Here is a 13461-nt window from a genome sequence, read left to right on the forward strand (position 1 = left end):
AACAAAAAACACCTTTTAAGGTAGATAAAATTCTAACCAAAAGGTGTTAGTGTTACTATTATTTAGCTGCTGCGTAAAGTTCATCTACTTTATTCCAGTTAATCACTGAGAAGAAAGCTTTGATGTAGTCAGGACGAACGTTGCGGTATTTCACGTAGTAAGCATGTTCCCAAACGTCCAAGCCCAAGATTGGTTTCTTACCTTCTGAGATTGGTGTGTCTTGGTTTGCAGTTGAAGTCACTTCAAGCTTACCTTCTTTGTTAACAACCAACCATGCCCATCCAGAACCGAAACGAGTCGTTGCTGCTGCAGTGAAAGCTGCTTGGAATTCTTCGAATGAACCAAAAGCTTCATCGATTGCTGCTGCAAGTTCTGCTGAAGGAGCTGTCTTTTCAGGAGTCATCAATTTCCAGAAAAGAGCGTGGTTCAAGTGTCCACCACCGTTGTTGATAAGCGCTTGACGAATATCAGCTGGGATAGATTCAACATCTGCAAGCAATGCTTCGAGGTCTTCACCAATTTCAGGGTGTTTTTCAAGAGCTGCGTTTGCGTTGTTTACGTATGTTTGGTGGTGTTTGTCATGGTGCAAGTGCATTGTTTCAGCATCAATGTATGGTTCCAATGCATCGTAAGCGTATGGAAGATCTGGTAAGATAATAGCCATCTGTAATACCTCTTTTTCTTTTTATATAAAAATGATAACGCAAACAACCTATTTTTTCAAGTTTTTTGCTCAATTTGACTGGCTTGCAATTTGCAACAAAGCATTCTCAAACAGGTAGCCTTTTTCGTAAACACCAGTCTTAATTTGATAATCTGCTTGAATAAGATAACGGATAGAATCCTGTAAGAAATTCAAGGACAAACCTCGTGTGTCACGAAGAGCAAATTTTATTTGGTAAGGATTAGGATTGCGACCAAGATAGTGACCTAAACTGCTGACCATCTGAGATTCTGTCTGACCAGACTCTTGCAATATTTTTACCTGGGTATAGAGTCTAAACTGTCCCAGCATAATGGCAATCAGTTTAATCTCATCTTCTCCCTGCAAGGTCAAATCTTTTACTAAATCACGCGCCTGATCGATCTTCTTCCCTAAAATTAACTGAGTTAAATCAAAGATATTATCCTGCAAAGTCTTTGGTATGGCTTCAACAATGTCTTCTTCTGTAATGTCACCATTATCCTTGTAAGCCTGTAGGAAGAGTAGATTTTTTTGAATTTCACTGAATTGAAAACCTGATTTGATAAGCAACTGTTCGAAGGATTTTCCAGCAAAGGTAAGTCCTAATTCCTGAGCCCACTTTTGAAAATAAGCTCGTATTTCTTGCTCTTTTGGCTCGATGGCTTCAAAAACTGTCGCATCGCGCTTGAGCAATTTGACCAAACGTCTCTTACTATCCAACTTCCCTTCAGCAAAAATGACTAGTTTACTAGAAGGTAAAGGATTTTCCAGGTAGGCTTCGAAAGATTTAAGTTCATCATCAGATAGATAGCGTTTTTTAGCTGTCGTTATGTCGAGAAAATGATCTAAAATAACAATCTTTTCATCCGCAAAGAAAGGAAGACTAACTAGCTCTAATTCCAAGCTTTTGTAGTCTACTTCTTTCATGTCAAAATAAGCAAAGTTCAAATCTGCATGATCGTAGCCGATTTGTTTGAGAACCTGTGTTTTCATGACGTCATACTGGCCTTGGTCGCCCCCTGTAAACAGGGTCAAACTCGAAAGGTTAGCTAAGGACAATTTTCGACTTTCTTCTATGGCTAGCATCTATTCTCCTTTCTTTTTAGTTTCACTTTTATTTAATCAATATAATGTAATTTACCACGGAAATCATCTAGGCTTTGATAACCTTTTTCCACCATGATTTCTTTTAGTTCCTGGGTAATACGCTCAAAAGCACCTACTCCTTCTTTATGAAGAGTAGTTCCTACTTGTACCATGCTGGCACCACATAAAATATGTTCAAAGGCATCACGTCCTGTAAGCACACCACCAGTTCCGATGATTTGGATTTCTGGATTTAAGCGTTGATAGAAAGCATGGACATTAGCAAGGGCAGTTGGTTTAATGTATTCTCCACCAATTCCACCAAAGCCGTTCTTAGGACGAATCACGACAGACTCGTCTTCTATATAAAGACCATTTCCAATAGAGTTGACACAATTGACAAACTTGAGTGGGTATTTGTTGAAAATTTCTGCAGCTTGATCAAAATGTACAATATCAAAATAAGGTGGAAGCTTAATCCCTAGGGGTTTTGTAAAATACTCAAAAACTTCTGACAAGATACGGTCTGTTGTTTCAAAATCATAGGCAATCTGAGGCTTACCTGGAACATTTGGGCATGAGAGATTGAGTTCGGTTAAACCACGAAAATCACTTTCTTGCACCTTTTTTAAGATAGTATGAGTTTCCTCTGGAGACATTCCAACTAAAGATAGGAAAAAAGTACGATTTGGTTCCTTTTCTTGCAATTCCAAAAGGTAGTTCAAATAATAGTCTAAACCATTATTCGGTAGACCCATAGAGTTAATAGAACCAAGTGGAACATCTTGATAGCGTGGTTCAGGATTTCCCTGACGAAATTCCAAGGTTGCAGTCTTAGTGACAAAGGTTCCTGCTGCTGAATTTTTGACACCTTCCAATTCCTCAATTGTCATACAAGCAACACCTGCTGCATTCATCAAGCAATTATCAAACTCAAAACCAGCAATCTGTGTTTTCGTTGATACCATGATTCTATTCCTCCAAAATCCATTATTTATTTATTTATTATTATACCATACTTTGGCAGGAGCCATTTAATAAAACTAACCCTATAAAAAGGTTTCTAATTCAACTAATAAAACTAGCTTATTCAAATTGAAAGAATTTTTAGAAAATTTATGTTTTTTTCTTTACACTGAAAATTTTTTCTGCTATAATGTCTCATGTAATAAAATATGACAACAAAAAAAGGAGAACGATATGACATCTGCTAAAGAATATATCCAAAGCGTGTTTGAAACTGTAAAAGCTCGTAACGGGCATGAGGCTGAATTTCTCCAGGCGGTTGAAGAATTCTTCAGTACTTTGGAACCTGTCTTTGAAAAACACCCTGAGTATATTGAAGAAAACATCTTGGCACGTATCACTGAACCTGAGCGCGTAATTTCTTTCCGTGTTCCTTGGGTTGACCGTGATGGAAAAGTTCAAGTTAACCGTGGTTACCGTGTTCAATTTAACTCTGCTGTTGGACCATATAAAGGCGGACTTCGTTTCCACCCAACTGTAAACCAAGGGATCTTGAAATTCCTCGGCTTCGAACAAATCTTTAAAAACGTTTTGACTGGACTTCCAATCGGTGGAGGTAAAGGTGGGTCCGACTTCGATCCTAAAGGCAAAACTGATGCTGAAGTGATGCGCTTCTGCCAAAGCTTCATGACTGAATTGCAAAAATACATCGGACCTTCTCTTGACGTACCTGCTGGTGATATCGGTGTCGGTGGACGTGAAATTGGTTACCTTTACGGACAATACAAACGCCTCAACCAATTTGATGCTGGTGTCTTGACTGGTAAACCTCTTGGATTTGGTGGTAGCCTGATTCGTCCAGAAGCGACTGGTTACGGTTTGGTTTACTACACTGAAGAAATGCTCAAAGCAAACGGAAACAGTTTTGCAGGTAAGAAAGTGGTTATTTCTGGTTCTGGTAACGTTGCTCAGTTTGCCCTTCAAAAAGCAACTGAACTTGGTGCTACAGTTATATCTGTATCTGACTCAAATGGTTATGTCATTGATGAAAATGGTATCGACTTCGACCTTTTGTCAGATGTTAAAAACAACCGTCGTGCTCGCTTGACTGAGTATGCTGCAGAAAAACCTACTGCTACTTATTATGAAGGTTCTGTATGGACTTACACTGGTAACTACGATATCGCTCTTCCATGTGCGACTCAAAACGAGATCAACGGTGAAGCTGCGAAACGCTTGGTTGCTCAAGGCGTTATCTGTGTCTCTGAAGGAGCCAACATGCCTAGCGACCTTGAAGCTATCAAAGTCTACAAGGAAAACGGAATCCTTTATGGACCTGCCAAAGCTGCCAATGCTGGTGGTGTAGCTGTATCTGCTCTTGAAATGAGCCAAAACAGCCTTCGTCTTTCATGGACACGTGAAGAAGTTGACGGTCGCTTGAAAGATATTATGACTAACATCTTCAACACAGCTAAAACAACTGCAGAAACATACGGTCTTGGTACTGACTACCTTGCAGGTGCAAATATTGCAGCCTTTGAGAACGTAGCAAATGCTATGATTGCCCAAGGTATCGTTTAAAATGAATAACTAAAAACCCCAATCACTCCGACTGAGGTTTTTAGTTTCGCATTTAAGAGCTTTACATAATAAAAATAAGAGGCCCTATGGACCTCTTATTTTTTTGGATTCTTAAACAAGATTTTATTGAAGCTTACTCTTAATTTTTCTTCTTTTTAAGCAGATAAGCTGCAAGGCTAACTCCAGCAAGAGCTAAGATTAGGCTAAGAATAAATTCAGTCGAACCAGTATTTGGCAACTCAACTTTCTTTTTCGGTTCTTCAGTTGTTGTATTTGGAGGAATACTTGGTTCATGTTTATTTGTAAGAACAACATTACCTTGACCGTCATCGGTTTTCGTCACTTGATAACCTGTTGGAACATCGACTTCTTCCACCGTGTAGGTGATAGCTTTGCCCTTGACATTTTTGTCCAAATCCGCAAAGGTATGAGTCCACTTGTTCTCAGCTGACAATTCAATGATTTCACCAGATTTCTTACCATCCGCATAAAGTTGCACTTTCACACTCTTCGGACGAAGGCCGTCTTTGTCCTCTTGGTCATCCCACTGTTTGGTTACAGAGAGGGTTGTCTTACCTGGAGTGTGCGTATTGGTAATAGTATAGCTTTCTTGGTCAATGCTTGGTGAATAGTTTTCAACCTTTTCTTCTTGAAGGGTGTAGACGATTTCCTTGCCATCCTTAAACTTAGGAAGACCAGTAAAGGTTGCTTTCCAATCGGTCTCGCTTGTAATATCTTTGCGAGCCACTTCTCCACCATTGGCCAGAAGCTTCACAGTGATTTTAGCCGGACGAAGACCATCTTGGTTGTCATTGTCCACCCAGATTTTAGTGACTGGAATATCCACCGTACTTGGAGTGTGCGTGTTGGTCAAGACGACATCGCCCTTCTCCTTGCTCTCTTCTGTTACGGTGTAACCTTCCGGAACGTCCACTTCTTTCACAGAATAGTGAATGTCTTGTCCGTTTGCTTTTTCAGCAAGTTTCTCAAAGGTATGAGTCCATTTATTGTCTACAGACAAGACAACTTCCTTGCCTAGCTTTTGATCACCCGCATACAATTGGACGCGAATTTCTTTTGGACGTAGGCCATCTTGGTTATTAGCGTCATCCCATTTCTTTGTGACCTTAACTTGAGTGACAGTTGGTTCATGCTTATTGGTCAAGACAAGATGTGCTGGATCTTTATCATCGATCGAAAGAGTATAGCCTTCTGGGACATTCTCTTCTTTTACAGTGTAGTTAAGAGCCTTACCAGCTACATTTACATCAAGGTTTTCAAAGGTTCCATGCCATTGATTAGCTTCTGACAATTCCAGAGTCTGGTCTGTAGGTGCACCATCCTTATAGAGTCTAACCGTAATTGATGCTGGACGAATACCATCTTGGTTGTTGGCATCATCCCATTTCTTAGTTACTTGAACTTTAGTCTTAGAAGGAGTGTGGGTATTCGTAATCACTACCTGACCTGGATTAGTTGCTTCAACCGTTTGAGTATAACCTTCTGGCACTTCTGTTTCTTTCACTGTATATTGAACAGCTTTGCCATCTTTTTTCTCATCCAATTCAGAGAAGGTGTAAGTCCATTTGTTATCTTCAGAGAGCTCTACTACTTTACCTAATTCTTGACCATCAGCATAGAGTTGAACCTTGATAGTCTTTGGACGAAGGCCGTCTTGGTTTTCTGCATCATCCCATTTCTTAGTCACTGTTAAACTAGTTTTACCTGGTTTGTAAGTGTTTGTGATAGTTGTACCGTCGATAGTTGTTGTGTAGTTTGCTACAGTATCTTCTGTCACAGTGTAGATGATTTTTTGACCTTTTTTATAGACTGGTAGGTTTGTGAAGATATGACTCCATGTTTCACCCTTACCAGAAACTGTTACTGTTTGGACTTTCTCACCATTAGCTAAGAGATGAACTGTAATGCTGGCAGGACGGAGACCGTCTTGATTTTTAGCATCATCCCAAACTTTTTTCACGGTTACTTCTGTTGTTTCAGGAGTACGCTTATTGGTAATTGTTGCTTTTCCATCTACAAACTGAGCTTCTTCTTTATCAACTGTGTAATAAGTTGGTACTTTAACTTCTTTTACTGTATAGCTGATGAGGTTACCATCGCTATCTTTATCTGGAAGATTGCTAAAGGTTACTTTCCAGTCACTTCCTGCTGAAAGTGCTACTGGTTTGCCTTCTGCTTTTCCATTTTTGTACAATTGGAACTCGATGGATTCAGGACGAAGACCTTCTACGTTGTCTTGGTCATCCCAAACTTTAGTCGCTTCTAGATTGAGATATTTGATATCATTCTCATTTGTGATTAGTTTTGGTGAAGCTTTTGAACCAATAGCTTCTCCGTCAATTGTGACATGATAGATTTGTTGATCTGCATCGTAGGTCACCACGACTGCATGTTCAGTCTCATCCAACTTATAATTAGTTGGTGCTTTAGTTTCTTTAAGAGTATAAGTTCCTTCTGTTAAGGTTGTAAAAGCAACATTTCCATCCTTATCAGAAACTTGAGTCGCAAGGACTGCACCACTAGCATCCAATAAATTGAACTCAGCACCAGCTAATCCTTTGCTAGTATCATCTTTATCAACTTTCTTCACATGGAAGCTAGCCCCAAAAATTTGAGAAGTTACAGTATTAGACTCACGGTTTCCTTCATGGCCTTTAGCCTTGTAACCAAATTGGTTATGAGCTTGTACGACACCTGAACGACCACCATTATCCTTGTTATCTTCTGTACGGTCTAGCATCAATTGCTTAACTTGGTCTGTCAATTCACTTGGATTGACAACAGGTACAGCAATATCTACTTGACTACGAGCACCAATAGTGGTTCCTTCATTAGCAACAATCTTAATTCCTGTTACTTGACTGTAGTCTGTGATATCTGTTGTCCAAATATCTTTATCTGCAGCTTGTGCCATGGTACTAGATGTAACTGTGGTATCTGTTGTGTAGTATGCTGTCCATCCTTCTGGCGCAGTGATAGGACCGCGAAGACTTACAGTGTATTCTGTCTTACGGGCTGAAGCATCAAGTGTATTGACATCACCTACTTTTGGAAGGGCATCAAAAATAACAGTATTTTCAACAGGAGTATCTGTATTATTTTTGATTGTTAATTTATAATTAAAGGTTTCTCCTGGTTTAAAGGTACGAGTTACTGTTGATGCATCAGATAAGTCGTCATTCTTAGCAATGAACTTACGAGAATAAACACCTTCAGCTGCAACAATGGTATAGTTGGATTCCGCATGAGGGATTTTATCCGTTGTAGAACCATTGTTATTTAAATCATAGCTATCTACTGCAACTGTATTCGGGTTAGCAGTTTCTAAATCCCAAAGTCCTTCTCCCGCCATATAGATATGGTTGGTAAAGGTTCCGCCATCTGCCTTCCCTTTTAGTTTGGTATAGATAAATGGCAAACGAACTTGACCACCAGTCTCTAGAGAGCGTTTGATAAATTCCTTCTGATCCAAGTGAATAATCAAGGCAGAACGTCCAGAGTTGTGGTAGTTTTCGATGACCTCATAGGATTTATACCAAGGGCTATAATAGCGACCGTTCTTATCAAAATATTGATCTAAGTTATTGAAGTCGATATCCAGCGTATTTGGATCAAAGAGGTCAATGACTCGCAAGTCTTTGTAGTCCTTACCTGGATCCAAACGCACATTCTCCGCAGATAGAGCAAAACGAATAGTTTTCCCATCTGTGAACTGGACATTGTTATAATCAGTATTTTTAGTTAGTTCAACATTTTCTGTCAATGGAAGAAGCTTAAATTTCCATTTAGCAGATTGATCTCTATCTGCGCCTGATTGAGTTTTGTAAGTAATGCGACCAGTATTTTCATAGACATTCTTGGTCTCATCATTCTGATCAATATGAGTTTTTTCTGGATCTTTGAAGGCTGTGTAGGTAGTAATAAAAATCCCTTGGCCTGATGGAAGCTCGAAGTCGTCTTTCATCTCCAGTCTCCAGCCGACAACTGTACCATATTTGGTCAAATCAGTGCTTCCAAATCCATCCTTGTCTGCCTCTGGTTGGATTTCTTTAGTCGAACCATCTTCCATGGTTAAGATGATGCGTTTCACATATTGACTGATCAGAGGTCCATTCCCATAGATCCCAATCATCATACGAGCATATTCAATCTTAGTAAACTTCAAGCGCGAGTCTACTTGCTCATCATAAAAGACAACATTCTTTTGAGCAAATGGTGTGACGTTATTGTATTTCAAGAGCCACTTGTAGTTAGCTGCCTTGTAGTCTGTCGAATCGTAGACATTGCCTTCAGCTTGTTTGGCAAAAGACCCTTTACCTTCCAAGTCACGAGAAGTAAGTCGGAAGATGAGAGAATCTTCGGCAGTTACGTCCGGTTCGCCATCACCACGTTCCGCAGGAATCCCCATGACAGACGCAGTGTTGGTCAAATCTTTAACTAAAACATCCTCTAGGGTTTGGTCTTTTTCCATGACCAAGTCTGGGAATTTCAAGTACAAGAAACTCTTGTCTTGGATCTGTTGCATCAAATCAGAATGGTAGCTTTGAAGATTGGTATTTGCATTTGCTACAAAGGTTTTTGAAACCGTACCATCCCCATTGTCGACCCAGCCTTCAGATTTTTCCGTATCTAGAACCGCTGTACGAGTTTTTCCATCTTTGTCCGTATAGGTTGGCAGTTTATCTGTGATCGTTGCAGATTCCAGCTGGCGATAGCTACCGTTGTACTGTCCACGCATCCCATCTAACAAGAAGGCAAACGGAACTGAAGTTGCTTTTTCGATGTATTTTTTACCATCAGCTCCTGTCACAATCCCTGGAGATGCTTCCGCATAGTCCCTAGACATGGTAGCGTCATAGTTCTGATTAATAAACTTGGTCAAGGTATAGTCCTTGTATTGAGGTTTCCAGGTAATACTATTTAGGGCGGTTTCGGCACCATTAACATTCAATGTCCCTGTGATATCCATCGAGTAGTTGCTAGGAGGAAATCCTAGCTTAAACTTAGCGATGAATGGTAGTGTCAACACCTCTGACTTTTGGTAATTGGTGAAATGTAGGCTGATTTGGTAATCATCTCCCACCTTAGTCACTGTTGGTTCATCATGTTGGGAACTACTAGTGAATCCTGGAACACTGACTTCCGATAAGTATTTCCCAGGTAGGACTACATTCACCACGACATCATTGATATCTGTCGTCAGATTTTTTGGGGTAATCTGAATATAGCCAGACATGGTATCAGATGTGTTATAGGCCATACCACCCGGATGCTCTTGTTTATCTCCGTACAAGAGACTAACATCTAAGGCACCATTATCTCCGACTGCTAGTTCTTTAGCCAGAACCAATACAGTTCCTTGGCTCATTTGTCCTAGCATCATCAATATGGTAAATAGGGCAAAACCTTTCCTCAAAAAAGTTTTCCATAAGGACGTTCTCCTTTTCATTTTTCTTCTCCTTTATATTAATTTGAAACACAATGGCTCAAATTAATTTTATCACAATTTATAAAAATAATCTATAAAATTATACATTTTTTAATCCCTATGTGCATTTTTTTTATATTTCTGTGTTTTGAATACATCATATTTTTAGTGTTTGTTTCACCATTGGATGGATTGGATTCATTTACTAGTAAAGAAATGACCGTTATTTTCTAAATAGTTATGAAGAGAATATTTCTAATACCCCTAATCAATAAAAAAATCTACCAAAATTGGTAGATTTTTTATATTACAATTTACCTGCTACGGCATCCAACAATTCTTGGATTTTTGCTTGGTTGCTTCCTCCTGCCATGGCCATGTCTGGTTTACCACCACCACGTCCATCGACGATTGGAGCCAATTCTTTAACCAAGTTACCTGCGTGGATGTCTTTTGTCTTGCTGGCTACAAGGACATTCACCTTGTCACCGATGGCTGCGACAAGAACAAGCACATCAGAGTAGTCTTTCTGTTTCCAGTTATCCGCAAATGTACGAAGAGCACCTGCATCTGATACAGACACTTGGCTAGCAATGTAACGGTGTCCGTTTGCTTCTTGAACATTCTTGAAGATATCGCCTGCGGCTGCAGCTGCAGCTTTTTCCTTCAATTCTGCATTTTCTTTTTGCAATTGACGAAGTTGCTCTTGAAGTCCTTCAACTTTGTGAGGAACTTCCTTGAGTTGAGGAGCTTTCAAGGTTGCTGCGACTGCTTTCAGTGCATCTTCTTGTTGACGATAAGCTTCAAAGGCTTCCTTACCAGTCACTGCCAAGATACGACGAGTTCCTGAGCCAATTCCTTCTTCTTTGACAATCTTGAAGAGACCAATCTCAGAAGTATTGCCTACGTGAGTACCACCACAGAGCTCAACAGAGTAATCACCAATCGTTACAACACGGACTTCCTTACCATATTTCTCACCAAAGAGGGCCATAGCTCCCATTTCTTTAGCGGTGTCAATATCTGTCTCAACAGTTTCCACTGCGATGGCTTCCCAAATCTTCTCATTGACTTGTTGCTCAATAGCACGCAACTCTTCTGGAGTCACAGCTTGGAAGTGAGTGAAGTCAAAGCGGAGGAATTCTACCTCATTCAGAGATCCCGCCTGAGTGGCGTGGTGACCAAGGATATTGTGAAGGGCTGCATGGAGCAAGTGAGTTGCTGTGTGGTTCTTCATGACACGGTGACGACGATTGGTATCGATAGCCAAGGTGTATTCTTGGTTCAAAGCAAGTGGCGCAAGAACTTCAACGGTATGGAGTGGTTGTCCGTTTGGTGCTTTTTGAACATCTGTCACTGTCGCTACGACGTTTCCTGCAGCGTCCAAAATCTGACCGTGGTCTGCAACTTGTCCACCCATTTCAGCGTAGAAAGGTGTCTCTGCAAAGATAAGTGACGCAGTTCCTTCAGCTACAGCTTCTACTTCTGCATTGTCCGCTACGATAGCCACCAACTTAGAAGGCAACTGGCTGGCATTGTAGTTGAAGACACTCTCAACAGTGATGTTTTGAAGGGTTTCGTTTTGCATCCCCATAGATCCACCTTTGACAGCAGATGCACGCGCACGTTCTTGTTGTTCCTTCATGGCTGCTTCAAAACCTTCACGGTCGACCGTCATGCCAGCTTCTTCTGCGATTTCTTCTGTCAATTCCACAGGGAATCCGTATGTATCATAAAGTTTGAAGACATCTTGACCAGCGATGACGCTTTGACCTTTAGCTTTCAAGTCTGCTACGATGGTTTCTGCAAAGTGTTGACCTGAGTGAAGGGTACGAGCAAATGACTCTTCCTCACTCTTCACGATTTTTTCGATAAAGTCACGTTTTTCAAGCACTTCTGGGTAGTAGCTTTCCATGATTTTTCCAACAGTTGGAACGAGTTTGTAAAGGAAAGGCTCGTTGATGCCCAATTTTTGTCCATGCATAGAGGCACGACGGAGAAGACGACGAAGGACATAACCACGACCTTCATTTCCAGGAAGGGCACCATCCCCAATCGCAAATGAAAGCGAACGGATGTGGTCTGCAATAACCTTGAAGCTCATGTTGTCGCCATCTTGGTCGTAGACCTTACCAGACAACTTCTCAACTTCGCGAATAATAGGCATAAATAGGTCTGTTTCAAAGTTTGTCTTCGCCCCTTGGATCACCGCTACCAAACGCTCTAAACCAGCGCCCGTATCAATGTTTTTGTGTGGCAATTCTTTGTACTCGCTACGAGGAACCGCAGGGTCTGCGTTAAATTGTGACAATACAATGTTCCAGATTTCGATGTAACGGTCGTTTTCGATATCTTCTGCAAGAAGGCGAATACCGATATTTTCTGGGTCAAAAGCTTCTCCACGGTCAAAGAAGATTTCTGTATCAGGTCCAGAAGGTCCCGCACCGATTTCCCAGAAGTTGTCTTCGATTGGGATCAAGTGGCTTGGGTCCACTCCTACTTCAATCCAGCGGTTGTAAGAATCTGTATCATCTGGATAGTAGGTCATGTAGAGTTTGTCTTTAGGGAAGTCAAACCACTCAGGACTTGTCAAAAGCTCATATGCCCAAGTAATGGCTTCGTCACGGAAGTAATCCCCGATTGAGAAGTTCCCCAACATTTCAAACATAGTATGGTGACGAGCAGTCTTCCCTACGTTTTCGATATCATTGGTACGGATGGCTTTTTGCGCATTGGTAATACGTGGATTTTCAGGTTTGATAGTTCCATCAAAGTATTTCTTAAGGGTTGCGACCCCTGAGTTGATCCACAAAAGTGTTGGGTCGTTTACTGGAACCAAGCTAACAGATGGTTCTACTGAGTGTCCTTTACTTGCCCAGAAATCAAGCCACATTTGGCGGACTCGTGCACTAGATAATTGTTTCATATATATCTCCTTTTTACTAATTTGATTGGCTTTCTAGCATTTCTACATAGTCGATAGCGACACAGAGGGAAATAACTAGATCAGCATAAGATTCGTCGTAGACTGTTACAGTATAGGTAGAGGTTAAATGAAAAAGTTCCTTGGTAATCTCAGCAATCACTTGATCACGATCATCTAGGAGTCTAAAATTCAAATCCCATATATTTCCTTCAATACGAAGACCGAGATTGTCGAACTCATACTTATCTCTAAAGAAAGTCAGCTTCTTTCGAATATAGAAACTATCTCCATTACTTAGTTGAATCTCAAAACGTGGCATGAAGGTAAGAATTTCTTTACTAATTCCACTGACCTGTTCACCAACTGCATCACAGATGGTAAAGGTCTTTGGAATCTTTAAAAATGAACCCTCAACCTGATAGGCAACATTGCCCATTTCATCTTTGATATCAAATCGTTCGCCACCTAGACGAAACTTTTGTTTGACAAGAAATGTCTTCATAAGCACCTCCAAAAATAAAAGACAAATCCATATCACGAAGGGCGAAAAACCGCGGTACCACCTTCATTCAATGAACTTGTCATTCTTTGATTCTTATGCAATTGTTACAATCGAGTAGCATGATTTTCTATCTTAGATGGCTCGCAGCACCGCCAATTCTCTGAACTAAGATGGAGAGAAAATCAATTCTCAACTTTCTTATTATACCGTTTTTTTAAATTTGAGTCAACTGGGAATGCTAACAAAAAACGAACCAGCTTAACTGA

Annotated in this window: 7 protein-coding genes; 1 reads left to right on the forward strand and 6 read right to left on the reverse strand. The window is 40.5% G+C overall.

Going from position 1 to position 13461, the window contains the following annotated elements; translation table 11 throughout:
- Positions 1-58 precede the first annotated feature (58 nt).
- The 3 genes from sodA to ACTO1Y_RS03305 all read right to left on the reverse strand — a co-directional run bounded on the left by sodA (position 59) and on the right by ACTO1Y_RS03305 (position 2739).
- Positions 59-664 (reverse strand): superoxide dismutase SodA, encoded by a 606-nt coding sequence (sodA, locus tag ACTO1Y_RS03295; RefSeq protein ID WP_441348340.1) that lies wholly within the window; start codon positions 662-664, stop codon positions 59-61.
- Between the two features lie 69 nt (positions 665-733).
- The gene (gene holA / locus ACTO1Y_RS03300; RefSeq protein ID WP_441348341.1) at positions 734-1771 is read right to left on the reverse strand and encodes a DNA polymerase III subunit delta; all 1038 of its coding nucleotides are present in this window, start codon (positions 1769-1771) and stop codon (positions 734-736) included.
- A gap of 32 nt (positions 1772-1803) precedes the next feature.
- A complete protein-coding gene (locus ACTO1Y_RS03305; RefSeq protein ID WP_441348342.1) occupies positions 1804-2739 on the reverse strand; it encodes a dihydroorotate oxidase in 936 nt (311 codons plus the stop codon).
- Between the two features lie 232 nt (positions 2740-2971).
- Here ACTO1Y_RS03305 and gdhA point away from each other — a divergent pair, with 232 nt between their 5' ends.
- Complete coding sequence (gene gdhA, locus ACTO1Y_RS03310; protein ID WP_036754601.1) at positions 2972-4318, forward strand: NADP-specific glutamate dehydrogenase; 1347 nt, start codon at positions 2972-2974, stop codon at positions 4316-4318.
- Positions 4319-4457: 139 nt separating this feature from the next.
- Here gdhA and ACTO1Y_RS03315 read toward each other — a convergent pair whose 3' ends face one another.
- The 3 genes from ACTO1Y_RS03315 to ACTO1Y_RS03325 all read right to left on the reverse strand — a co-directional run bounded on the left by ACTO1Y_RS03315 (position 4458) and on the right by ACTO1Y_RS03325 (position 13195).
- Positions 4458-9788 (reverse strand): Cna B-type domain-containing protein, encoded by a 5331-nt coding sequence (locus ACTO1Y_RS03315; protein WP_441348343.1) that lies wholly within the window; start codon positions 9786-9788, stop codon positions 4458-4460.
- A gap of 286 nt (positions 9789-10074) precedes the next feature.
- Entirely contained in the window at positions 10075-12693 is a 2619-nt protein-coding gene (gene alaS, locus ACTO1Y_RS03320) for an alanine--tRNA ligase (RefSeq protein ID WP_441348344.1), read from the reverse strand.
- Positions 12694-12709: 16 nt separating this feature from the next.
- Positions 12710-13195, reverse strand: a complete 486-nt coding sequence (locus ACTO1Y_RS03325) for an LURP-one-related/scramblase family protein (protein WP_441348345.1) — start codon at positions 13193-13195, stop codon at positions 12710-12712.
- Positions 13196-13461 lie beyond the last annotated feature (266 nt).

The organism is Streptococcus sp. V728 (assembly GCF_052077995.1).
Lineage (GTDB): Bacteria > Bacillota > Bacilli > Lactobacillales > Streptococcaceae > Streptococcus > Streptococcus infantis_B.